The sequence below is a fragment of the Dryocola mayonis genome (assembly GCF_051307045.1).
Taxonomy (GTDB): Bacteria; Pseudomonadota; Gammaproteobacteria; order Enterobacterales; family Enterobacteriaceae; genus Dryocola.
On record NZ_CP150452.1, the window covers coordinates 1682404 to 1706035 of the forward strand.

Annotated in this window: 21 protein-coding genes and 4 pseudogenes; 20 read left to right on the forward strand and 5 right to left on the reverse strand. The window is 56.4% G+C overall.

Going from position 1 to position 23632, the window contains the following annotated elements; all coding sequences use genetic code 11:
• Window positions 1-167: 167 nt before the first annotated feature.
• The 5 genes and pseudogenes from rimJ (at window position 168) to WLO32_RS08185 (ending at window position 4605) form a co-directional block, all read left to right on the forward strand.
• Complete coding sequence (gene rimJ, locus WLO32_RS08165; protein WP_121267784.1) at window positions 168-752, forward strand: ribosomal protein S5-alanine N-acetyltransferase; 585 nt, start codon at window positions 168-170, stop codon at window positions 750-752.
• 9 nt (window positions 753-761) lie between these two features.
• Window positions 762-1409 (forward strand): YceH family protein, encoded by a 648-nt coding sequence (locus WLO32_RS08170; RefSeq protein ID WP_435947888.1) that lies wholly within the window; start codon window positions 762-764, stop codon window positions 1407-1409.
• A 3-nt stretch (window positions 1410-1412) separates the two neighbouring features.
• Window positions 1413-2337: pseudogene (locus WLO32_RS08175) on the forward strand (Gfo/Idh/MocA family protein).
• A gap of 118 nt (window positions 2338-2455) precedes the next feature.
• Window positions 2456-3991 carry a murein biosynthesis integral membrane protein MurJ gene (gene murJ, locus WLO32_RS08180; protein WP_435947889.1) on the forward strand — a complete coding sequence of 512 codons (1536 nt, stop codon included), beginning with the start codon at window positions 2456-2458 and terminating at the stop codon, window positions 3989-3991.
• Between the two features lie 128 nt (window positions 3992-4119).
• Window positions 4120-4605 carry a cold-shock protein gene (locus WLO32_RS08185; protein ID WP_435947890.1) on the forward strand — a complete coding sequence of 162 codons (486 nt, stop codon included), beginning with the start codon at window positions 4120-4122 and terminating at the stop codon, window positions 4603-4605.
• 59 nt (window positions 4606-4664) lie between these two features.
• Here the strand turns inward: WLO32_RS08185 and flgN are convergent, their stop codons facing one another.
• The 3 genes from flgN to flgA all read right to left on the reverse strand — a co-directional run bounded on the left by flgN (window position 4665) and on the right by flgA (window position 6141).
• Window positions 4665-5090: a flagella biosynthesis chaperone FlgN gene (flgN, locus tag WLO32_RS08190; RefSeq protein ID WP_121267788.1), complete on the reverse strand. Its 426-nt coding sequence runs from the start codon at window positions 5088-5090 to the stop codon at window positions 4665-4667.
• A 4-nt stretch (window positions 5091-5094) separates the two neighbouring features.
• On the reverse strand, window positions 5095-5388 hold the full coding sequence (gene flgM, locus WLO32_RS08195) for a flagellar biosynthesis anti-sigma factor FlgM (RefSeq protein WP_435947891.1): 294 nt from the start codon (window positions 5386-5388) through the stop codon (window positions 5095-5097).
• Window positions 5389-5481: 93 nt separating this feature from the next.
• Entirely contained in the window at window positions 5482-6141 is a 660-nt protein-coding gene (flgA, locus tag WLO32_RS08200) for a flagellar basal body P-ring formation chaperone FlgA (protein WP_435947892.1), read from the reverse strand.
• 152 nt (window positions 6142-6293) lie between these two features.
• Here flgA and flgB point away from each other — a divergent pair, with 152 nt between their 5' ends.
• The 11 genes and pseudogenes from flgB (at window position 6294) to flgL (ending at window position 16164) form a co-directional block, all read left to right on the forward strand.
• Entirely contained in the window at window positions 6294-6710 is a 417-nt protein-coding gene (flgB, locus tag WLO32_RS08205) for a flagellar basal body rod protein FlgB (protein WP_121267791.1), read from the forward strand.
• 2 nt (window positions 6711-6712) lie between these two features.
• On the forward strand, window positions 6713-7117 hold the full coding sequence (gene flgC, locus WLO32_RS08210; RefSeq protein WP_435947893.1) for a flagellar basal body rod protein FlgC: 405 nt from the start codon (window positions 6713-6715) through the stop codon (window positions 7115-7117).
• A gap of 11 nt (window positions 7118-7128) precedes the next feature.
• Window positions 7129-7809, forward strand: coding sequence for a flagellar hook assembly protein FlgD (flgD, locus tag WLO32_RS08215; RefSeq protein WP_435947894.1), 681 nt, complete (start codon window positions 7129-7131; stop codon window positions 7807-7809).
• A gap of 26 nt (window positions 7810-7835) precedes the next feature.
• On the forward strand, window positions 7836-9047 hold the full coding sequence (gene flgE / locus WLO32_RS08220) for a flagellar hook protein FlgE (RefSeq protein WP_435947895.1): 1212 nt from the start codon (window positions 7836-7838) through the stop codon (window positions 9045-9047).
• A 20-nt stretch (window positions 9048-9067) separates the two neighbouring features.
• Window positions 9068-9823, forward strand: a complete 756-nt coding sequence (locus WLO32_RS08225; protein ID WP_435947896.1) for a flagellar basal body rod protein FlgF — start codon at window positions 9068-9070, stop codon at window positions 9821-9823.
• A gap of 31 nt (window positions 9824-9854) precedes the next feature.
• Window positions 9855-10637, forward strand: coding sequence for a flagellar basal-body rod protein FlgG (flgG, locus tag WLO32_RS08230; RefSeq protein ID WP_435947897.1), 783 nt, complete (start codon window positions 9855-9857; stop codon window positions 10635-10637).
• 46 nt (window positions 10638-10683) lie between these two features.
• Window positions 10684-11388, forward strand: a complete 705-nt coding sequence (locus WLO32_RS08235; RefSeq protein WP_435947898.1) for a flagellar basal body L-ring protein FlgH — start codon at window positions 10684-10686, stop codon at window positions 11386-11388.
• Between the two features lie 12 nt (window positions 11389-11400).
• Window positions 11401-12495 (forward strand): flagellar basal body P-ring protein FlgI, encoded by a 1095-nt coding sequence (locus WLO32_RS08240; protein ID WP_435947899.1) that lies wholly within the window; start codon window positions 11401-11403, stop codon window positions 12493-12495.
• Window positions 12495-13437 (forward strand): annotated as a pseudogene (gene flgJ, locus WLO32_RS08245) (flagellar assembly peptidoglycan hydrolase FlgJ). Before WLO32_RS08240 ends, flgJ begins: the two are co-directional and overlap by 1 nt.
• An 85-nt stretch (window positions 13438-13522) precedes the next feature.
• Complete coding sequence (flgK, locus tag WLO32_RS08250) at window positions 13523-15184, forward strand: flagellar hook-associated protein FlgK (RefSeq protein ID WP_435947900.1); 1662 nt, start codon at window positions 13523-13525, stop codon at window positions 15182-15184.
• A 17-nt stretch (window positions 15185-15201) separates the two neighbouring features.
• Window positions 15202-16164: a flagellar hook-associated protein FlgL gene (gene flgL / locus WLO32_RS08255; protein ID WP_435947901.1), complete on the forward strand. Its 963-nt coding sequence runs from the start codon at window positions 15202-15204 to the stop codon at window positions 16162-16164.
• Between the two features lie 155 nt (window positions 16165-16319).
• Here the strand turns inward: flgL and rne are convergent.
• Window positions 16320-19590 (reverse strand): annotated as a pseudogene (gene rne, locus WLO32_RS08260) (ribonuclease E).
• Between the two features lie 572 nt (window positions 19591-20162).
• Here rne and rluC point away from each other — a divergent pair.
• Complete coding sequence (gene rluC, locus WLO32_RS08265) at window positions 20163-21116, forward strand: 23S rRNA pseudouridine(955/2504/2580) synthase RluC (protein ID WP_435948267.1); 954 nt, start codon at window positions 20163-20165, stop codon at window positions 21114-21116.
• A gap of 30 nt (window positions 21117-21146) precedes the next feature.
• On the opposite strand, the gene WLO32_RS08270 is transcribed toward rluC, so the two are convergent.
• Window positions 21147-21731 carry a Maf family protein gene (locus WLO32_RS08270; RefSeq protein ID WP_435947902.1) on the reverse strand — a complete coding sequence of 195 codons (585 nt, stop codon included), beginning with the start codon at window positions 21729-21731 and terminating at the stop codon, window positions 21147-21149.
• Between the two features lie 142 nt (window positions 21732-21873).
• Between WLO32_RS08270 and yceD the strand changes: the two genes are divergently transcribed.
• The 3 genes and pseudogenes from yceD (at window position 21874) to plsX (ending at window position 23630) form a co-directional block, all read left to right on the forward strand.
• The gene (yceD, locus tag WLO32_RS08275) at window positions 21874-22395 is read left to right on the forward strand and encodes a 23S rRNA accumulation protein YceD (RefSeq protein WP_121267802.1); all 522 of its coding nucleotides are present in this window, start codon (window positions 21874-21876) and stop codon (window positions 22393-22395) included.
• A gap of 16 nt (window positions 22396-22411) precedes the next feature.
• A pseudogene (gene rpmF, locus WLO32_RS08280) lies at window positions 22412-22583 on the forward strand (50S ribosomal protein L32).
• A 12-nt stretch (window positions 22584-22595) separates the two neighbouring features.
• Window positions 22596-23630, forward strand: coding sequence for a phosphate acyltransferase PlsX (plsX, locus tag WLO32_RS08285; protein WP_435947903.1), 1035 nt, complete (start codon window positions 22596-22598; stop codon window positions 23628-23630).
• The last annotated feature ends 2 nt before the right edge of the window (window positions 23631-23632 follow it).

The window sequence follows — 23632 nt, forward strand, 5'->3', positions numbered from 1 at the left end:
GGGCGACAATATTTTTTTATCGTTCCGCAGCTTCGATTGAACCCTTTCATCGAAAAAATTATGACGCGGCGAAAAATCTGCATGCTGTTGTTTTCCTTCCTCCTGCCGGCGCAGGTATAGTAATTAACATGGGCTGGTAAATCGTGGGATGTGAGGAGTAGGGGAAGATGTTTGGTTACCGCAGTAACGTGCCGAAAGTGCGTTTAACAACCGACAGGCTGGTGGTGCGTCTGGTCTATGACCGGGATGCCTGGCGCCTGGCCGATTATTACTCTGAAAACCGTCTGTTTTTAAAGCCCTGGGAACCCGTCCGCGATGACAGCCACTGTTACCCCTCGGGCTGGCAGGCCCGCCTTGGCATGATCAATGAAATGCACAAAGCCGGCAGCGCCTATTATTTCGCCCTGCTCGACGAAGAAGAAAAAGAGATTCGCGGCGTGGCGAATTTCTCAAACGTCGTGCGCGGCTCGTTCCACGCCTGTTATCTCGGCTATTCGCTGGGTGAAAAGTGGCAGGGGCAGGGGCTGATGTTTGAAGCCCTGACCTCCGCGATTCGCTATATGCAGCGCAGCCAGCATATTCACCGCATCATGGCGAACTATATGCCGCATAACCAGCGCAGCGGCGACCTGCTCGCGCGCCTGGGCTTTGAAAAAGAAGGCTATGCCAAAGACTATCTGCTGATTGACGGCGTCTGGCGGGACCATGTCCTGACGGCGCTGACGACAAAAATCTGGACCCCCGGTCGTTGAGGAAGTGAAATGAAATATCAGTTAACCGCGGTAGAAGCGCGCGTGGTGGGCAGCCTGATGGAAAAACAGGTCACCACGCCGGAACAGTACCCCATGTCCGTTAACGGCGTGGTGACCGCCTGCAATCAGAAAACCAACCGCGAACCGGTCATGGATCTTAAAGAGCATGAGGTGCAGGACACGCTGGATAACCTGGTCAGGCGCCACTTTCTGCGCACCGTAAGCGGCTTTGGCAATCGCGTAACCAAATACGAACAGCGCTTCTGCAACTCTGAGTTTGGCGACCTCAAACTCACGCCGGCGGAGGTCGCCGTGGTGACCACGCTGCTGCTGCGCGGCGCCCAGACGCCGGGCGAGCTGCGCAGCCGCGCCGCAAGAATGCATGAATTTAGCGATATGGCGCAGGTTGAGGCGACCCTCGAAACGCTGGCCGGTCGTGATGATGGTCCTTTTGTGGTGCGCCTGCCGCGTGAGCCGGGTAAACGCGAAAGCCGCTATATGCATCTGTTCAGCGGTGAAGTGGAGGCCCAGGCCGCCGTCGCCGACGCCCTGGCGGAACCTGGCGAAGATCTGGCTGCGCGCGTTGAACGGCTTGAAACCGAAGTGGCGGAGTTAAAACAGCGCCTCGATTCACTGCTCGCACATCTGGGAGAATAAAAGATGACCAAACTTAGGGTAGGCGTAGTCGGGCCTCGGCGGCATCGCGCAAAAAGCGTGGCTGCCGGTATTAAGCGCCGCCAGCGACTGGACGCTGCAGGGAGCATTCTCCCCAACGAAAGAAAAAGCGCAGAAGATCTGCGAGACGTACCGTATTCCTTATGTTTCTTCGCTTGCCGATCTTGCCGCCCAGTGCGACGCGGTATTTGTTCACAGCGCCACCAGCACCCATTTTGCGGTGGTCAGCGAGCTGCTGCAGGCGGGCGTCAACGTCTGCGTGGATAAACCGCTGGCGGAGAATCTGGCGGATGCCGAAAGGCTGGTGGAGCTTGCCGCAGGTAAAAAACGCACCCTGATGGTGGGATTCAACCGCCGCTTTTCACCGCTCTATCAGGAGCTAAAAGCGAAGCTGGCGACGGGCGCCTCCCTGCGCATGGATAAACACCGCACCGACAGCGTCGGGCCAAAAGATCTGCGTTTTACCCTGCTTGATGACTATCTGCACGTGGTGGATACCGCGCTGTGGCTGGCGGGCGGCGAGGCGCAGCTGCAAAGCGGCGCGCTGCTGACTAATGATCAAGGCGAAATGCTGTTTGCCGAGCACCATTTCGCCAAAGATCATCTGCAGATTACCACCAGCATGCATCGTCGCGCCGGAAGCCAGCGCGAGTGGGTGCAGGCCGTGACCGACGGCGGGCTGTATGACGTAACGGACATGCGCGAATGGCGTGAGGAGTGCGGGGCGGGCGTGGTGACTCGTCCCGTCGCCGGCTGGCAGAGCACCCTTGAACAGCGTGGTTTTGCTGGCTGCGCGCGTCACTTCCTTGAAAGCGTGGCAAATCAGACGGTTCCTGAAACTTCCGGCGAACAGGCGCTGCTGGCGCAAAGAGTGGTGGAAAAGCTCTGGCGCGAGGCGATGAGCGAATAAACCGGTAACAACTGAGGGTAGTAATTCGGCGGCGTATCGGTAGACTACGCTGCAGAATCTTGATGCCCCTGAAAACGCCTGCGCCGCAGGCGTTGATGTTTGTGGAACAACATAATAAATGAATCTCTTAAAATCGCTGGCCGCCGTCAGCTCGATGACCATGTTTTCACGCGTGCTCGGATTTGCACGCGACGCCATTGTGGCAAGGGTTTTTGGGGCAGGGATGGCGACGGATGCCTTTTTTGTGGCGTTCAAACTGCCGAATTTGCTGCGTCGAATCTTTGCCGAAGGGGCGTTTTCACAGGCGTTCGTGCCGATTCTGGCAGAGTACAAAAGCAAGCAGGGCGAAGACGCAACCCGCGTGTTCGTCTCTTATGTTTCAGGACTGCTTACCCTGGCGCTGGCCGTTGTCACGGTAATCGGCATGATTGCCGCGCCCTGGGTTATTCTGGTCACGGCTCCCGGCTTTGCCGACACGGCGGATAAATTTGCGCTGACGTCCAGCCTTTTACGCATTACCTTTCCCTATATCCTGCTGATCTCCCTTGCGTCTTTGGTCGGGGCGATACTCAATACCTGGAACCGTTTCTCCGTTCCGGCGTTTGCGCCTACGTTCCTTAACCTCAGCATGATTGGCTTCGCGCTCTTCGCCGCGCCGCACTTTCATCCGCCGATCCTTGCGCTCGCCTGGGCGGTTACCGTGGGCGGCGTGCTGCAGCTGGCCTATCAGCTTCCGCATCTGAAAAAAATCGGCATGCTGGTGCTGCCGCGCATCAATCTGAAAGACGCGGGCGCGATGCGCGTCATCAGGCAGATGGGCCCGGCTATTCTGGGCGTGTCCGTCAGCCAGATTTCACTGATCATCAACACTATTTTCGCTTCGTTCCTCGCTTCCGGCTCGGTGTCCTGGATGTATTACGCGGACCGTCTGATGGAGTTTCCGTCCGGCGTGCTGGGCGTGGCCCTGGGCACCATCCTGCTGCCGTCGCTTGCCAAAAGTTTCGCCAGCGGCAATCACGATGAATATTCGCGGTTGATGGACTGGGGCTTGCGCCTGTGCTTCGTGCTGGCGCTGCCGAGCGCGGTGGCGTTAGGCATTCTGGCAAAACCCCTTACCGTTTCCCTGTTTCAGTACGGCAAATTCACCGCTTTTGACGCGGCCATGACCCAGCGCGCGCTGGTGGCCTACTCGGTGGGGCTGATGGGGCTGATTGTGGTGAAGGTATTAGCCCCGGGTTTTTACTCGCGCCAGGATATTAAGACGCCGGTCAAAATCGCGATTGTCACCTTAATCCTTACCCAGGTGATGAACCTTGCGTTTATCGGCCCCTTGAAACATGCCGGTCTGTCGCTGTCCATCGGCCTGGCCGCCTGCCTCAACGCCAGCCTGCTGTACTGGCAGCTACGCAAGCAGGACATCTTCCAGCCTCAGCCGGGCTGGGCTGCGTTTCTGTGGCGTCTGTTCGCGGCGGTGATCGTGATGTCCGCCGTGCTGCTGGGCATGATGCATATCATGCCCGCCTGGGATATCGGCAATATGCCGTATCGCCTGCTGCGTCTGATGGCGGTGGTGGCGGCCGGGATACTCGCCTATTTCGCAACGCTGATGGTGCTGGGCTTTAAGGTGAAGGACTTCGCCAGACGCACGGTATGAGTTTTTCAGGCGGCGGATGCGGCTTATGCGCATCCGCGCTACTAATATTGTAGAGAAGGCCGAGGTTCTGCATTACACTGCGCGCTGCAAAATTTGACATGTTGAACGAATAATTAGGCGGTAAAGCGATGAACGGGACAATCACAACCTGGTTTGAAGAAAAAGGTTTTGGTTTTATCAAAGATGAAAACGGCGATAACCGTTATTTCCACGTGATTAAAGTCGCCAATCCTGAGCTGATCAAAAAAGATGCCGCGGTGACCTTTGAGCCGACCACCAATAATAAAGGCCTGTCGGCCTACGCGGTGAAAGTGGAGCCGGAAAGCAAATACATCTTTATCGCCGGCGAGCGCATTAAGATTACCTCCATCAAATCTTTCCTGGTCTACAGCGAAGAGGTGCCCGCGGATACGAAGATTGATAAAGAGAACGCGGTGCTGTCGGTCGGTCTGCTGATGAACAGCATTCGTCCGAAACAGGAGAAGAAGGCCGATGAGATGCGCAAGCTTAAGAAGCTTGCGGTCACCACCTTCCAGGGCACCACGCACATTTTCTCAGAAGATGAAATCGACGTGGATGCGACGATGAAGATTCTGAAGGCGCTGCCTCGATAAGAGGCGTTTGTAGCGTAACGACGCAGCATAAAAAAAACCGGCCATAAGCCGGTTTTTTATTAGATAGTTATTTTTTTATTACTGCCACGATTCACCGTCGTGGCTTGTCCATCGGCCCCATAAAGATTGGGTTCCTGGTGCGGCTTAAGTACGGCCAGTGCCTGCTCGTTACGCGCCAGCTGATCTTCTAACAGCCAGCCGTTATGTTGGTTGATATCACGCAGATGCTGCGTTTTATCGGTAATCGTCTGCCAGCGAAGGTTAACATCATGGCTTGAGCCAGCCTGCTGATTTTGCAGTTCGCGCCGCTGCTGCTCCAGATAATCGAGCGTCGCAAGCAGCGAGCTTTTATCTTCGGTAATGCGTTGTAATGCGCTGCCATTTACGTGGCCTGCAGACAGTTGTTGCTGCTCGGCGTCCATCACCTCTTTGAGTGAATTGAGCACCGCGGTCATTTGGTCCAGCACTTCTAACAGACGACTCATGCAATTATTTACTCTGTAAATAGCTTTGCGCTTCCTGGATCAGCGCATCGGCGATTTTGCCGGTATCCATTTTTAGCTCGCCGTTACGGATGGCTGTTTTCAGCGCTTCCACGCGATCCATATTGATGTCGCTGGTGCCCGGTTGCATCAGCTTGGCCTGCGCATCGCTTAACGTGACGCTGGTGCTTTTGGCCGTGGCGCTCTTTTCCAGACGGTTCTTTTGCGTCTGGGTATCGGTAGTTTCGCGCGGCTGAACGGTGCTTACCGGTTTTAAGGGCGACGTGCGATCAATGCTCATTGTTTTATCCTCATCGAGGGGGCTCACGGCGGGGAGCCTGCCAAAATCATTGTTAAATATTTATCGGCAGCCGCCACGGAATCTTTAAAAAGATTATAGGTTAATCAGAATATTCCCATCAGCATCCACCGTACCGCTTACGATCTGGCCTGAGGCCATGCGCACGCGGGCATTTTGCGCCACGGCCGCGTTGTTTAATGCCTGGCCTTCGCTGTTTACGCTAAAACCTTCGCCTGCCGCCACCACCTGTACGCGCTGCCCGGCTTTGACTCGCCAGGACTGCCGCACCATCGATAGCATAATCGGCTGGTCCGGCGCGACGTCTCTTAAGGTTACCGCGTTATTGGCCTGGTTGAGATCGAGCATGGCTCGCGGCGGCAACTGGTCCAGGCGACCGCGCTTCATTTGCACATTGCTTTCGTTAAGCACGGTGCCGCGGGCTAAAGCCTGCGCGGCGACAACATAGTTACCGCTGGCGGCCACCACCACCTGAATGTAGCGCCTGTCGTTCCCGCAGCGCGCCTGCACGCTAACGTTTCCCCACATCCGGCCGTTGTTTGGCATCACGAAGTCCGGCTGCGGGCAGGAAGGCAGCTGCGCATCGGGGGTTTTCACCGTCACCGAGACGTCGTCGCTTATGCCCGCCAGGCGCTGCTGGAAAAACTGGGTCAGCGGCGCATCAAGCAGGCCTGCGGCTGCCTGCTGGGAAGCCAGCAATAGCGCAATTCCGCCCCAGATTTTCACACTCTTCATGACGCTTCTCCTTGTTCAGGTTGCAGTGATTTTAACCGCTGCCGGAATTGATCAAGGCGACAAATAGCGATGCATTTTGTGCTTATTCCGTCGATAACGCACGCGTAAGGGGCCGTAAGCTGTCGGACAAATCCTAATTATGCGGAGAGAACATGCTCGACAAACTGGACGCCGCGCTGCGATTTCAGCAAGAAGCGCTTAATTTGCGTGCCCAGCGTCAGGAGATTCTGGCGGCAAATATCGCCAATGCGGACACGCCGGGTTTTCAGGCGCGCGATATCGATTTCGCCAGCGAAATGAAAAAGGTGATGGATCGCGGGCGCGTGGAAGGCGGCGGCGTGTCGCTGGCGTTGACCTCTTCGCGTCACATTCCGGCACAAACCCAATCTGTCCCGCAGATGGACCTTCTCTACCGCATTCCAGACCAGCCGTCGATGGATGGCAACACCGTCGATATGGACAGGGAGCGTACGCAATTTGCGGATAACAGCCTGAAGTATCAGTCCGACCTGCAGGTTCTGGGCGGGCAAATCAAAGGCATGATGTCCGTGCTGCAACAGGGTAATTAATCATGGCGTTACTGAATATTTTTGATATCGCCGGTTCGGCAATGACCGCGCAGTCCAAGCGTTTGAACGTCGCGGCCAGCAACCTGGCGAACGCCGATAGCGCAACCGGGCCAGACGGTCAGCCGTACCGCGCAAAGCAGGTCGTTTTCCAGGTTGACGCCGCGCCCGGCGCGCAGACCGGCGGTGTGAAGGTCAGCGAAGTGGTGGAAAGCCAGGATCCTGACAAGCTGGTTTATCAGCCGGGCAACCCGCTGGCGGACGCAAAGGGCTATGTGCGGATGCCGAACGTGGACGTGGTGGGCGAGATGGTGAACAGCATGTCCGCCTCGCGCAGCTACCAGGCGAACGTGGAAGTGCTCAACACCGTGAAAAGCATGATGTTGAAAACCCTGACTCTCGGTCAATAAAGGAGTGACGTATGTCTATCGCGGTTAATGTGAATGACACCACCGTTAGCGGTGCCAGCAGTACCTCGAGTCTCTCAACCAGCTCGGCAAGCAGCTCTTCGGATCTGCAAAGCAGCTTTCTGACGCTGCTGGTTGCGCAGCTAAAAAATCAGGATCCGACTAACCCGCTGCAAAACAACGAGCTGACTTCGCAGCTTGCGCAGATCAGCACGCTTAGCGGCATCGAAAAGCTTAATACCACGCTGGGCTCGGTCTCAGGCCAGTTGACCAGCAATCAGCAGGTGCAGGCGACCACCCTGATTGGGCATGGCGTTATGATCCCGGGTACCAAAATTCTGGCAGGCAGTGATGCCACCACGCCGTTTGGCGTTGAGCTGCAACAGGCCGCCGATAAGGTGACGGCCACCATCACGGACAGCAGCGGTAAGGTGGTGCGCACCATTGATATCGGCGGTTTGTCCGCGGGCGTTCATACCTTCACCTGGGATGGCAGCATGACCGATGGCACCACCGCACCGGACGGCGCCTATAACGTATCAATTGCCGCCAGCAACGGCAGCACCCAACTGGTGGCGCAGCCGCTCAACTTCGCCTTGGTCAACGGCGTGACCAACAATACCGATGGTTCAACCTTGCTGGACCTCGGAACCTACGGGACCACCACCCTCGACGAAATCAGGCAGATTATTTAAGCCTTTAACCTTTGCAGGAGTAAGACATGGCCTTTTCTCAAGCGGTCAGCGGCCTGAATGCTGCGGCCACTAACCTGGACGTGATTGGCAACAACATTGCCAACTCCGCCACCTACGGCTTTAAAGCCGGTACCGCCTCGTTTGCGGATATGTTCGCCGGTTCTAAAGTGGGCCTTGGCGTAAAAGTCGCGGGCATCACCCAGGACTTTAACGACGGCACCACCACCAGCACCGGGCGCGGCCTGGACGTTGCCATCAGCCAGAGCGGTTTCTTCCGTCTGGTGGATGATAATGGTTCCGTTTACTACAGCCGTAACGGCCAGTTCAAGCTGGACGAAAACCGCAACCTGGTAAACATGCAGGGCATGCAGCTGACCGGCTATCCGGCAACCGGCACCCCGCCGACAATCCAGCAGGGCGCGAATCCGGTGGGGTTGTCCGTACCGAACACGCTGATGGCCGCTAAAACGACCACCTCCGCAGCCATTCAGATTAACCTGAACTCTACGGATGCCGTGCCGACGAAGACGCCTTTTGACGCTACGGATTCAGACACCTACAACAAAAAAGGCACCGTCACCGTTTATGACAGCCAGGGCAACGCCCATGACATGAACGTCTTCTTTGTTAAATCAGATACCGCAAATACCTGGGATGTTTACACCCAGGACAGCAGCGTGGCGGGCAGCGTTGCTAAGCAGCAGACATCCATGGTCTTTGATGAGAACGGCAACCTGAAATCCGGCGGTGAAATTGAAGGCCTTGCCACGGATACCATGCCTGGCGCGACGGCGGCCACGTTCACCCTGAGCTTCCTGAACTCCATGCAGCAGAACACCGGCTCGAACAATATCGTGGCCACCAGCCAGAACGGCTACAAGCCGGGCGATCTGGTGAGCTATCAGATTAACGACGACGGCACCGTAGTAGGCAACTACTCCAACGAACAGACTCAGGTGCTGGGCCAGATCGTGCTGTCGAACTTTGCTAACCCTGAAGGGCTCGCTTCGCAGGGCGATAACGTCTGGGCGGCGACCAGCGCTTCCGGCGTTGCGCTGCTGGGTACCGCGGGCACCGGCAACTTCGGCACCCTGACCAACGGCGCGCTGGAGGCCTCAAATGTCGATCTGAGTAAAGAACTGGTGAACATGATCGTCGCGCAGCGTAACTATCAGTCGAACGCGCAGACCATCAAAACCCAGGATCAGATCCTCAACACCCTGGTTAACCTGCGCTAATCATCTGACGGGATGGCTTAATGGATCACGCAATTTATACCGCCATGGGCGCGGCAAGTCAGACGCTGAACCAACAGGCGGTGACGGCCAGCAACCTGGCAAACGCCTCAACTCCCGGCTTTCGCGCACAGCTCAACGCCCTGCGCGCGGTGCCGGTAGAAGGCCAGTCGTTGCCGACCCGCACGCTCGTCGCCGCCTCGACTCCCGGGGCGGATATGAGCCAGGGACAGCTTGATTACACCCAGCGCCCACTGGACGTCGCTCTGCAACAGGACGGCTGGCTGGCGGTACAAAGCGCGGACGGCACCGAGGCCTATACCCGCAACGGCAATCTGCAGGTGAGCCCTGCCGGCCAGCTGACCGTTAACGGACAGCCGGTGATGGGCGACGGCGGGCCGATTGCGGTCCCGGAAGGCGCCGAAATCACCATTGCCGCGGACGGGACCCTCTCGGCTTTGAACGCCGGCGATGCGCCTGATACCGTGGCGCCCATCGGCCGCCTGAAGCTAGTCAAAGCGACCGGCCAGGAAGTGATGCGCGGCGACGACGGCTTCTTCCGCCTGAACCCGACGGCAACGGCCGCACGCGGTGCGACCTTGCAGGCCGACCCGACTATCAAGGTTATGCCCGGCGTGCTGGAAGGCAGCAACGTAAAGCCGGTGGAGGCGATGGCGGACATGATAGCCAACGCCCGCCGCTTTGAGATGCAAATGAAGATGATCTCAAGCGTCGATGAAAACGAGCAGCGTGCTAACCAGCTGCTGTCGATGAGCTAAGCGCTCGCCGCGTAACTAACAGGAATGCAATATGATCAGTTCATTATGGATCGCCAAAACGGGTCTTGACGCTCAGCAAACCAATATGGATGTGATTGCCAACAACCTGGCAAACGTCTCCACCAACGGTTTTAAGCGTCAGCGCGCGGTATTTGAAGATCTGCTTTATCAGACCATCCGTCAGCCGGGCGCTCAATCTTCTGAGCAAACCACGCTGCCGTCCGGTCTGCAGATTGGTACGGGCGTTCGCCCGGTGGCAACGGAGCGCCTGCACAGCCAGGGCAATCTTTCCGAAACCAACAACAGTAAAGATGTGGCTATCAAAGGCCAGGGCTTCTTCCAGGTCCAGCTGCCGGACGGCTCAAGCGCGTATACGCGCGACGGCTCTTTCCAGGTTGACCAGAACGGCCAGCTGGTGACCTCCGGCGGTTTCCAGGTTCAGCCTGCGATTACTATTCCAGCTAACGCCCTGACGATAACCATCGGACGCGACGGCGTGGTGAGCGTGACCCAGCAGGGCCAGGCGCAGCCGGTTCAGGTAGGCCAGCTTAACCTGACCACTTTTATGAACGATACCGGACTGGAAAGCCTGGGTGAAAACCTGTACGCCGAAACCCAGTCTTCCGGTACGCCGAATGAAAGTACGCCGGGAATGAACGGAGCAGGGCTGCTGTACCAGGGGTATGTCGAAACCTCTAACGTAAACGTCGCTGAGGAGCTGGTGAACATGATCCAGGTGCAGCGCGCTTATGAAATCAACAGTAAAGCGGTCTCTACCACAGACCAGATGCTGCAAAAACTGACGCAGCTGTAAGATGTTTGCCGGCGCGTTTGCCCGCGCCGGCCGTTGAGACCTGAAGATGAAAGCAATGCAAAAACCTATGGTTCTTCGTCCCGTCGTGATGTGCCTGGTGCTGGCCACGAGCGGCTGCGCTCTGATCCCCTCGAAACCTCTGGTGGAAGGGGCAACGACGGCCCAGCCGGTTCCCGGCCCGGCGCCGGTGATTAACGGCTCTATTTTCCAGACCGCGCAGCCTGTGAACTACGGTTATCAACCGCTGTTTGAAGACCGTCGCCCGCGTAACGTCGGCGATACCTTGACCATTCAGCTTCAGGAAAACGTCAGCGCCAGCAAGAGCTCTTCGGCGAATGCCAGCCGCGATGGCAAAACGAATTTCGGCCTGGACGTCACCCCGCGCTACCTCGAAGGCCTGTTCGGCAACGATCGGGCGGCCATCGATGCATCAGGCGGCAACAGCTTTAGCGGTAAAGGCGGCGCGAACGCCAGCAATACCTTCAGCGGCACCCTGACCGTCACGGTCGATCAGGTGCTGGCCAACGGCAACCTGCACGTGGTGGGCGAAAAACAAATCGCCATCAACCAGGGCACCGAATTCATTCGCTTCTCAGGCGTGGTGAACCCGCGCACGATTAGCGGCAGCAATACCGTAGCCTCCACCCAAGTGGCCGATGCCCGTATCGAATATGTCGGTAACGGCTATATCAATGAGGCGCAGAACATGGGCTGGCTGCAGCGCTTCTTCCTTAATTTATCGCCGATGTAAGCGAGGGCTATCATGGTCAAATATTTATTCGCAGTGCTGATGCTGATGTCTTCACTCGCGCAGGCCGAGCGTATTCGCGACCTGACAAGCGTACAGGGCGTGCGTGAAAACTCCCTGATCGGCTATGGTCTGGTGGTGGGCCTTGACGGCACCGGCGACCAGACAACGCAAACGCCTTTCACCACCCAAAGCCTGAACAACATGCTCTCGCAGATGGGCATCACCGTGCCTGCCGGCACCAACATGCAGCTTAAGAACGTAGCCGCAGTAATGGTAACCGCGAAGTATCCCGCCTTTGCGCGCTCCGGACAGAACATCGACGTTGTCGTTTCTTCTATGGGTAACGCCAAAAGCCTGCGCGGCGGTACGCTGCTGATGACCCCGATGAAAGGGGTGGATAACCAGGTTTACGCGCTGGCGCAGGGTAATATCCTGGTCGGCGGCGCGGGCGCGGCCGCAGGCGGCAGCAGCGTGCAGGTCAACCAGCTTAACGGCGGACGCATCACCAACGGCGCGGTTATCGAGCGTGAACTGCCGGGCACCTTCGGCCAGGGCAACGTTATTAACCTGCAGCTAAACGACGACGACTTCACCCTTGCCCAGCAGATTACCGACACCATTAACAGCTCTCGCGGCTACGGCAGCGCTTCTGCGCTCGACGCGCGGACGGTTCAGATCCGTGTGCCAGGCGGCAACAGTTCACAGGTGCGTTTACTGGCCGATATTCAGAACCTTGAAGTCAACGTGGCGGTTCAGGATGCGAAAGTCATCATCAACTCCCGTACCGGGTCGGTGGTGATGAACCGTGAGGTGACGCTGGACAGCTGTGCTATCGCCCAGGGGAATCTTTCCGTCACCGTTAACCGCCAGGCGCAGGTTAGCCAGCCGGATACGCCGTTTGGCGGCGGACAGACCGTGGTCACCCCGCAAACGCAAATCGATTTACGCCAGAGCGGCGGAGCATTACAGCGCGTAAACTCCAGCGCCAACCTCAACAACGTGGTGCGCGCGCTCAATACCCTTGGCGCGACGCCAATGGAGCTGATGTCGATTCTGCAGTCGATGCAAAGCGCGGGATGCCTGCGCGCGAAAGTGGAAATCATCTGATGCTCAACGATACCCAGTCACTGGCAAACGCCGCGTGGGACGCCACCTCGCTTAACGAGCTGAAAGCGAAGGCCGGACAGGATCCGAAAGGCAACCTGAAATCGGTTGCCCGCCAGGTGGAAGGGATGTTCGTGCAGATGATGTTAAAAAGCATGCGCGAGGCGCTGCCGAAAGACGGCATCTTCAGCAGCGAACAGTCGCGCATGTATACCAGCATGTATGACCAGCAGATAGCCCAGCAGCTTAGCGCCAAAGGGCTGGGCCTTGCGGATATGATGGTCAAACAGATGGGCGAGAACGCCGACCCGTCGGAAGAGGCGGGCAAGGTGCCGATGAAGTTCGATTTGCAGACGGTAACCAGCTATCAGAATCAGGCCCTGACGCAAATGGTGCGCCAGGCGATTCCGAAAGCGCCTTCTAATGAAGCTCCGCTTAGCGGCGACAGCAAAGACTTCCTCGCGCAGCTCTCCCTCCCGGCGCGCCTGGCAAGCGAGCAGAGCGGTATTCCTCATCACCTTATCCTGGCGCAGGCCCGCGCTTGAGTCCGGCTGGGGACAGCGTCAGATTCTCACCGCGAACGGCGAGCCGAGCTTTAACCTGTTTGGCGTGAAGGCCTCTTCCGGATGGAAAGGGCCGGTGACGGAGATAACCACCACCGAGTTCGAAAACGGCGAGGCGAAGAAGGTGAAAGCCAAATTCCGCGTCTACGGCTCGTATCTTGAGGCGCTCTCCGATTATGTAGGCATGCTGACCCGCAACCCGCGCTACGCCGCGGTCACCAACGCCAGCACGCCGGAGCAGGGCGCCCAGGCGTTGCAGAATGCCGGTTACGCCACCGATCCGAACTATGCGCGCAAGCTTACGGGAATGATTCAGCAGCTTAAAGCCATGAGCGACAAAGTCTCTAAAGCCTATAGCAACGATCTGTCAAATTTGTTCTGAATCTACGCTAAAAAACTCAAGTCCGGCGCCTGCCTGCCGATACTACTCGACAGGACCCGTGACAATACGTGCTTAAGGAACCTCCATGTCCAGTAGCCTGATTAACAGTGCCATGAGTGGCCTGAGCGCTGCCCAGGCGGCGCTAAACACCGTCAGTAATAACATTTCAAACTATAACGTAGCGGGCTACACGCGCCAGACGACAATACTGTCACAGACCAACAGCACCCTGGGAGCTGGCGGCTATACGGGAAACGGCGTGTACGTAAGCGGCGTGCAGCGTGAATATGATGCGTTTATTACCAACCAGCTTCGTTCAGCACAAACCCAAAACAGCGGCCTGAGTACGCAGTATCAGGAAATGTCGAAAATCGACGACCTGTTCTCCGGCACGACGAATACGCTGGCAACGACCATGCAAAGTTTCTTTACCGGCCTGCAAACGCTGACCAGTAATGCCGAAGACTCTGCGGCTCGTCAGGCGCTGCTGGGTCAGTCTGAAGGGCTGGTGAACCAGTTTAAAGTGATGGACCAGTATCTGCGCGATCAGGATAAGCAGATTAACGGCTCCATCCAGAACAGCGTGGCGCAGGTTAATAACTACGCTACACAAATCGCGAACCTGAACGATCAGATTTCTCGTCTGAAAGGTATCAGCGGAGGAGCTGCGCCGAACGATCTGCTCGATCAGCGCGACCAGCTGGTTAGCGAGCTAAACCAGATTGTTGGGGTTGAGGTCAGCGTTCAGGATGGCGGCAGTTACAACGTCTCAATCGCGAACGGTATTTCTCTGGTACAGGGCAGCAGCGCGAAACAGCTTGCTGCCGTGCCGTCCAGCGCTGATCCTTCACGACTAACCGTGGCCTATGTAGATAAAGTTGCAGGGACGGTTGAAATTCCTGAAAGCCAGCTAACCACCGGTTCGCTGGGCGGGTTGTTAACCTTCCGTAGCCAGGATCTCGACAAGGCGCGTAATAGCCTTGGGCAATTAGCTTTGTCATTTGCCGATTCTATTAATAAGCAACATACCCAGGGTTATGACGCCGATGGCGAGCCGGGTGAAGATCTGTTCGCTATTGGTAGCCCGTCAGTGCTCAGTAATGCAAAAAATCAAGGCACCGGTGAACTGACGGCGAGCGTTGAAAATAGCTCAAAAGTTCAGGCAAGCGACTATAAAGTTGTTTATGACGGTACGAGCTGGCAGGTGACTCGCCTGTCCGATAACGCAAAAATCGCTGTTGAAACTACGGATGACGGTGCGGGCAACGTTACCGGCCTGAAGTTTGATGGCCTGAATATTGACGTCGGTGGCGCGGCTAAAGCAAACGACAGCTTTACCGTGAAACCGGTCTCTAACGCCATAGTAAACATGAGCGTGAAGATTACTGATGAAAGCAAGCTTGCGCTCGCCGCCGACCCTGAGGCCGGCGACAGCGATAACCGTAACGCGCAGGCTTTAGTCGACCTGCAGAATGCTAAACAGGTCGGTGGCAGTAAATCGTTTAACGATGCCTATGCGGGCCTTATCAGCGATATCGGCAATAAAACCGCCAGTCTGAAAGTGACCAGCACCACGCAAAGCAACGTGGTGACCCAGCTTAGCAATCAGCAGCAGTCCATCTCCGGGGTTAACCTGGATGAAGAGTATGGCAATCTGCAACGTTATCAGCAGTATTACCTGGCTAACGCTCAGGTTTTACAAACCGCATCCAGCATATTTGATGCGCTGCTTTCATCAATTCGATAACTGAGGATTCATAGCGAATGCGTATTAGTACTCAGATGATGTACGACCAGTCGATGCGCGGCGTGACCAACGCCCAGAGCGCCTGGCTGGGCTACGGTGAACAGATGTCGACCGGCCTGCGGGTCAACAGGCCTTCTGACGATCCGGTTGCGGCTTCCCAGGCGGTGGTTTTGTCTCAGGCACAGTCGCAAACCAGCCAGTACGCGCTGGCGCGCACCTTTGCCACGCAAAAAGTTTCGCTGGAAGAAAACGTGTTGTCCCAGGTGACGACGGCGATTCAAACCGCGCAGGAAAAAATTGTTTATGCGGGCAACGGAACGTTAAGCGATGATGACCGCGCTTCTCTGGCAACGGAAATTAGCGGGATTCGTGACCAGCTTTTGAATCTGGCAAACAGTACTGACGGCAACGGCCGTTATATTTTTGCCGGTTACAAAACCGAAACGGCTCCTTTTACCGACGGAGACGACGGGGTTAGCTATGGAGGCGGTCAAACGGCTATCACACAATCAGTGGACGCCTCCCGCACGATGACCATCGGCCACACGGGGACGCAGGTTTTCAATACCATCACCAGTAATGCGGTAGCGGAACCGGATAACTCAGCCCCGGAAACCGATCTGTTCAAGATGCTTGATACGGCTATTGCAGCCTTAAAGACGCCGACAGCAGCTCTTGATGACGATCAGAAAGCCGCTTTAACTGCGGTCATTGATAAAACTAACCGCGGGCTTAAGAACTCACTCAACAACGTGTTGACCGTCCGTTCTGAGCTGGGTACTCAGCTAAATGAGTTAAGCGCGCTTGATTCATTAGGCGACGATCGCGCGGTGGATCAAAAGACGCAGATGAGCAGCCTGGTTGACGTTGACTGGAACGCAACAATTTCTTCTTACACCATGCAGCAGGCGGCGCTACAGGCTTCTTATAAAGCATTCACCGATATGCAGGGCATGTCCTTGTTCCAGCTTAACAAGTAATAGTTTTTGATTTTGGGCGCGTCATGAAACTGGACGCGCATCATGTGCCCGCTTCCGCACCCCGGAGCGGGCTTTTTTTTATCCCACTTTTGGTTGCATACGGAGATAAAAAAAGCCGGTCAGCTACCTGACCGGCTTTTTATTAGCGCTTGATATTACTCGGCGCTTTGCGGACGAGTCGCCGGCGCTGTCGCCTGATGCGTCGCGCTGTGGCCGCCTGCTGAACCGCGGCCGGTAAACTCAAACTCCGGACGCACCCAGCTGCTTTGACGCGCCGGTTCAGGCGTATAGTCAGGCGCAGGAGCGCGAGTCATCGGCGCAGTCGCGTGCTTAACGGCGTGCGCGATAACCGGCGGCGCTACCGCAGCCGGCTCTTCTGCCACCGGCTCAGCTTCAGCGACGGGTTCATCTTCAACGACAGGCGTCGCCGGAGGCGTTGTCTGCGCAGGCTCGCTCTCTTCCGCGGTGGCAACCGGCGCTTCCGGCGCGGTTTCTTCCACCACAACAGGAGCGACCTCCACGATTTCTGCGGCCTGCTCCGCTTGCGGAGAAGGTTCAACCACAGCAGGCTTCGCCTCTTCAATTACCTGTTCAGCAACGGCTTCGTCCTGCCCGGCAATCAAATGCGGCTGTTCGGTAACCGGCGTTGCGATTGCTTCCGGATGGGTGGTTTCAATTACCGGCTCAGCTACTGGCGCTTCCTGAATCACAGGCTCAGAAACCACAACTTCCGCGGGCTGCTGGGCAGCGGCTGTAGCTGGTGCTTCATCAACGACGGTTGTGTTTTGCACTTCTTCTTCCGGCGCCGCAACGTCCTGACGGGCGATTGGATAGCTGATCCAGGCTTTACCGGAGGCCAGCTCCGGCGAGGCGCAGGCAACGGTTAACGGCATTGGCGACTGGGCAGGGTAGCGCTCATCACGATAGCGACGACGACGCTGGCCCGCTCACGCGCAGGTGGCGCGGAGAGCGACGCGAACGGCGCGGCATACCGTTAGAATCATTACGTGAATCGCCGTTGTCGTCCTGCTCGCTGGCCGGAGCCTCAACCACCGCCGGCAACGGAATGGTCGCCAGTTCGGTATGCGAGGTATCCGCTGCCTGAGCCGGCGCCTCTTCCTGCGCCGCGGCGGCCGCAGCCTGAGCTGCAGCAATGTCCTCAGCGGATTCGAAGCGAATTTTCTGGCTCAGCTGGCGCTGTTTACGGCGCGGCATAACCTGGACGCGTTCTTCCTGCTGTTCCGCTTCGACCTCAACGACTTCGTCACGCTGCAGGGCCTTAACTTCCTGCTGCGCCTGACGCTTGTCATCGCTACGACGACGGTTACGATCGCGGCGCGGCGGCTGCTGCTCATCACGGGCTTTCGGTTTTTCAACTTCTTCCGCCACGTTCTGACGCGTTTCACGCACTTCAGCGTTTTGCTGCTGGCCCTGACGACGGTTACGACGGTTTTCGTCGCGATTCTCGCGTGGTTCGCGAGGTTCACGAGGTTCACGGCTTTCACGAGGCTCGCGTGTTTCACGACCTTCGCGGTTTTCGTTACGGTTGTTACGATCGCCACGGTCACGACGGTTGTTCTGGCGGCGGTTGTTACGGCGCTCCGGGCTCTGGCGCTGAGTTTCGGCCTCGGCTGGCTTCTCTTCTTTTACTTCTTTGCTTTCAACGGCGGTTTCACCGGCAAACAGGTTTTTCAGCGCGCTGATGAAGCGGCTGACCAGGCCTGGCTGCGCAGGCGCTTTCGGCTGTGCAGGCGCGGCGGTTTTGACGGCGGCGGCAGGCGTTGCGGCAGGCGTTACTTCCTGCGGAGCGGCAGGCACATCCGGCATCACGAAGGTGGCGAGCGCCGGCTGTTCCGGACGTTTACGCTCGGCGTACTCTTCATCAGAAGGCATCGCCATCTCTTCTTCATGCAGCTTAGGCAGCATGTAGCTCAGGGTTTTGGTCTCTTCGCCTTTGCGTACGCGCAGCACGGAGTAGTGCGGCGTTTCCATCTGATCGTTCGGCACGATGATCGCTTTCACGCCGCCCTGACGGGTTTCAATCGCGCTTACGGCATCACGTTTTTCGTTCAGCAGGTAAGACGCAATAGGTACGGGAACGATGGCGTGTACTTCCTGCGTGTTCTCTTTAAGCGCTTCTTCTTCAATCAGGCGCAGAATGGACAGCGACAGGGATTCGTTATCGCGGATGGTGCCGGTGCCGCTACAGCGCGGGCAGACGTGATGGCTTGACTCGCCCAGGGAAGGGGAGAGGCGCTGGCGGGACATTTCCAGCAGGCCGAAGCGAGAAATATGGCTTATCTGAATACGGGCGCGATCCTGACGCACGGCTTCGCGCAGACGGTTTTCAACCGCACGCTGGTGGCGAACCGGGGTCATATCGATAAAGTCGATGACGATCAGGCCGCCCAGGTCGCGCAGACGCAGCTGGCGGGCAATCTCATCGGCGGCTTCCAGGTTGGTGTTAAACGCCGTCTCTTCGATATCGCCACCGCGGGTTGCGCGGGCGGAGTTGATATCGATGGCGGTCAGCGCCTCGGTGGAATCGATAACGATCGAACCGCCGGACGGCAGGCGAACTTCGCGCTGGAAGGCGGACTCGATCTGCGATTCAATCTGGTAATGGCTAAACAGCGGGATTTCGCCGGTATAAAGCTTAATTTTGCTGCTGAAATCCGGGCGGCCCAGCGCGCCGATATGCTGGCGCGCAAGCTCAAGCACTTTCGGGTTATCGATAAGAATTTCACCGATATCCTGACGCAGGTAGTCGCGGAAAGCGCGCACGATAACGTTACTTTCCTGGTGAATCAGGAACGGAGCAGGACGGCTCTCAGCGGCTTTTTGAATCGCTTCCCAGTGCTTCAGGCGGAAGCTTAAGTCCCATTGCAGCGCTTCAGCGGATTTACCCACGCCGGCGGTGCGTACAATCAGGCCCATGCCGTCCGGCAGTTCCAGAGAAGAAAGGGCTTCTTTCAGCTCGGTGCGGTCGTCGCCCTCGATGCGGCGTGAAATGCCGCCGGCGCGCGGGTTGTTCGGCATCAGCACCAGGTAGCTGCCCGCCAGGCTGATAAAGGTGGTCAGGGCTGCGCCTTTATTACCACGTTCTTCTTTATCAATCTGGACAATCACTTCCTGGCCTTCACGCAGCACGTCTTTAATGTTCGGACGGCCATGTGATGAATAATTAGACGGGAAATACTCGCGGGCGATTTCTTTGAGAGGGAGGAAACCATGACGTTCGGCGCCGTAATCTACAAATGCCGCTTCCAGACTTGGTTCGATGCGGGTGATTTTGCCTTTATAGATGTTCGCTTTTTTCTGTTCGTGTCCTGGGCTTTCGATATCCAGATCGTACAGGCGCTGCCCATCTACAAGGGCGACACGCAACTCTTCTTGCTGAGTCGCGTTTATTAGCATTCTTTTCATCGTAACTTACTCATTATTCTTACATAGGTGATTAGCTACGGGCATGGTGACGCTGACCGGGAATGAACCGATGGCCTCGTGACTAAACGCACAGTCGCCAACCTCACGGTTGTCGCTTGCTGAGAGGCGCAAAGTGTCGGTAGCCTGTATTTCATACGGAAATACAGCGCAATTATCGTGGGAACAAGTCCTGGAAATAGTTTCACAAGCGTTGATTCCATTTTACCGGCCAGGCTGCAACCCGCAGCCCGCTAAATGCCTGAAAGTACAATACGTCTTACGCCATTGCTGCGTGGATGTGCATTCAGACAAAAATGGTAATTCCGCAAAATTCCTTGCTCTAACAAGTATCAACACGGAAAACCGCAACATTATTCCATTGCTAACCTTATTATAGCAAGTTGACTTTTGCCTTTGATGCCTCGTTTCTTACAGATTTTTAACTCGCTTTTTTTCATCCGCAACGCAAAACGCAAAAAGAAAGGTTATATCTGCTCGAATGAGACAGATTGTCAGTTAAGCACATAAAAATGAGTGGCGCTACGCGCGTACGCTATTTAGAATCGCCGACCATGAAAACCCAGACACCTTCCGTAAAAATCGTTGCTATTTCCGCCGATGAGGCCGGGCAGCGTATCGACAACTTTTTGCTCGCCCGCTTAAAGGGCGTGCCGAAAAGCATGATTTATCGCATTTTGCGCAAAGGCGAAGTGCGCGTGAATAAAAAACGCGTCAAGCCCGAGTACAAACTCGAAGATGGCGATGAGGTCAGAATTCCGCCCGTCAGAGTGGCCGAGCGTGAAGAGGCGCCGGTATCGCCGCATCTGCAGAAAGTGGCGGCGCTGGCCGACGCTATCCTCTATGAGGACGAGCATATCCTGGTGCTCAATAAGCCGTCGGGCACGGCGGTTCACGGCGGAAGCGGCCTGAGCTTTGGCGTCATTGAAGGCCTGCGCGCGCTGCGCCCGGAAGCCCGTTTCCTGGAGCTTGTCCACCGCCTGGACCGCGACACATCGGGCATCCTGCTGGTGGCGAAAAAACGTTCCGCGCTGCGCTCGCTGCACGAGCAGCTGCGTGATAAAGGCATGCAGAAAGATTATCTGGCGCTGGTCCGCGGCCAGTGGCAGTCGCATATGAAGGTGGTGCAGGCTCCGCTGCTGAAGAATATTTTGCAAAGCGGCGAGCGCATTGTGCGCGTTAACAGCGAAGGCAAGGCGTCGGAAACGCGTTTTAAAGTGGAAGAGCGCTACGCTTTCGCCACGCTGGTGCGCTGCAGTCCGGTGACCGGCCGTACGCACCAGATTCGCGTGCATACGCTTCACGCCGGGCATCCTATCGCCTTTGACGATCGCTATGGCGATCGCGAGTTTGATAAGCAGCTGGCGGGCACCGGGCTAAACCGCCTGTTCCTGCACGCCGCGGCGCTACGTTTCACCCACCCTAATACGGGTGAAATTATGCGCGTCGAAGCGCCGCTAGACGAGCAGCTCAAGCGTTGCCTTACCGTATTGCGTAACGCTTCCTGATAAAAAGCGCTCCCTTCGGGGAGCGTTTTTTTATGCAAGCAGCGGGTTGCACCCCTCTTTTATTAACATCTCGCACAAGCCCATTAGCGGCAGCCCGATTAACGTATTGGGATCGCGTCCCTCCAGCCGTTCAAATAGCCCGATGCCCAACCCTTCGCTTTTAAAGCTGCCCGCGCACTGCAGCGGCTGCTCTTTACGGACGTAGCTGCGGATCTCCTCTTCGCTCAGGTGGCGGAAATGGACGTCAAAAGGCTCGCACAGGGTCTGCAGATGCCCGCTTTGCGAATTATAAAGCGCAAGCCCGGTGTAAAAAGTGACGATGCCGCCGCGGGCGAGCAGCAGCTGCCGTACCGCATTTTCTTCAGTGTGCGGTTTGCCGGCAATCTGATTATTTAAAACGCAAACCTGATCGGAGCCGATAATTAAGTGCGAGGGAAATTCGTTTTTTAACGCCTGCGCTTTGGCCTGGGCAAGACGGGTCACCAGCTCGCGAGCGCTCTCGCCGGGTTTCGGCGTTTCATCGGTAAGAGGCGAGGCGGTAATAAAGGGCACGCCGAGTTTTTCAAGCAGGGCGCGACGGAAAGGAGAGGTGGAAGCCAGTACGAGAGGTTGCATATTTTTTTCATTAAAGATAGCGAATTGGATAAAGGCATTTTAAACTGTGCCACCGCAATGTGTGCGAATAAATGGCGAAAGGCGCTGTTTCGAGGCCTTTTTCTTTGACTCTATGACGTTACAAAGTTAATATGCGCGCCCTATGCAAAAGGTAAAATTACCCCTGACTCTCGATCCGGTTCGTACGGCTCAAAAACGCCTTGATTACCAGGGTGTTTATACTCCTGAACAGGTTGAGCGCGTCGCCGAATCTGTGGTCAGTGTGGACAGTGATGTAGAATGCGATATGACGTTTGCTATCGACAACCAGCGCCTTGCCGTTTTAACCGGCGATGCAAAGGTTTCGGTCACTCTGTCATGTCAGCGTTGCGGGAAGCCGTTTGCTCATCAGGTCTACACACAGTATTGTTTTAGTCCGATCGTCAAAGACGAGCAGGCTGAAGCACTCCCGGAAGCGTATGAGCCGGTTCAGGTTAACGAATTTGGCGAAATCGATCTTCTGGCTCTGGTTGAAGATGAAATCATCCTCTCCTTGCCAGTGGTTCCGGTGCATGATTCTGAACACTGTGAAGTGTCCGAGGCGGACATGGTCTTTGGCAAACTGCCTGAAGAGGCGGAGAAACCGAATCCATTTGCCGTATTAGCCAGTTTAAAGCGTAAGTAATTGAGGAGTAAGGTCCATGGCCGTACAACAGAATAAACCAACCCGTTCCAAACGTGGCATGCGTCGTTCCCATGACGCGCTGACCACCACCACCCTGTCCGTGGACAAAGTTTCTGGCGAAACTCATCTGCGTCACCACATCACCGCCGACGGTTACTACCGCGGGCCGCAAGGTTATCGCTAAGTAATCTGGCGATACCTTGAGACGTCTAACCCTTGCGTTAGATGCCATGGGTGGGGACTTCGGTCCTTCCGTGACAGTGCCTGCAGCATTGCAGGCACTGGACTCTAATCCCCGGTTAAACCTTCTTTTAGTCGGCTGTCCCGACGCCATCACGCCATTACTTGCCAAAGCTGATTTCGAAAAACGTTCGCGTCTGCAGATAATTCCTGCGGAATCGGTTATTGCCAGTGATGCCAGACCGGCACAGGCGATCCGCAATAGCCGCGGTTCATCAATGCGTCTGGCGCTTGAGTTGGTTAAAGAAGGGCGGGCTGAAGCATGCGTAAGCGCCGGCAACACCGGCGCGTTAATGGGGCTGGCAAAATTATTGCTCAAGCCCATTGAAGGCATTGAACGCCCGGCGCTGATGACGGTGCTACCCCATCAGCAAAAAGGTAAAACCGTAGTGCTCGATCTCGGCGCCAATGTAGACTGCGACAGCAATATGCTGGTGCAGTTCGCCATCATGGGCTCCGTGATGGCTGAAGAAGTGCTGGGCCTGGTTAACCCGCGCGTGGCGCTGCTGAATATCGGTGAAGAAGAGACCAAAGGCCTCGACAGTATTCGCGATGCCTCTGCTTTATTAAAAACAATGCCTTCTATCAACTATATTGGTTATCTTGAAGCCAACGAACTGTTGACCGGTAAAACGGACGTGCTGGTGTGTGATGGCTTTGTTGGTAACGTCACACTCAAGACGATGGAAGGGGTGGTGAGAATGTTTCTTTCGCTGCTGAAATCACAGGGCGAAGGGAAAAAAAGGTCGTGGTGGCTGATTTTATTGAAGCGTTGGTTACAAAAGCATCTGACCAGGCGATTCAGTCACCTCAACCCCGACCAGTATAATGGCGCCTGTCTGTTAGGATTGCGCGGTACCGTGATTAAGAGCCACGGTGCGGCCAATCAGCGAGCCTTTGCCGTCGCGATTGAACAGGCAGTGCAGGCGGTGGCGCGGCAAGTCCCCACCCGGATTTCTGCCCGCCTGGAATCTGTATTACCCAAGAGTGACTGAGC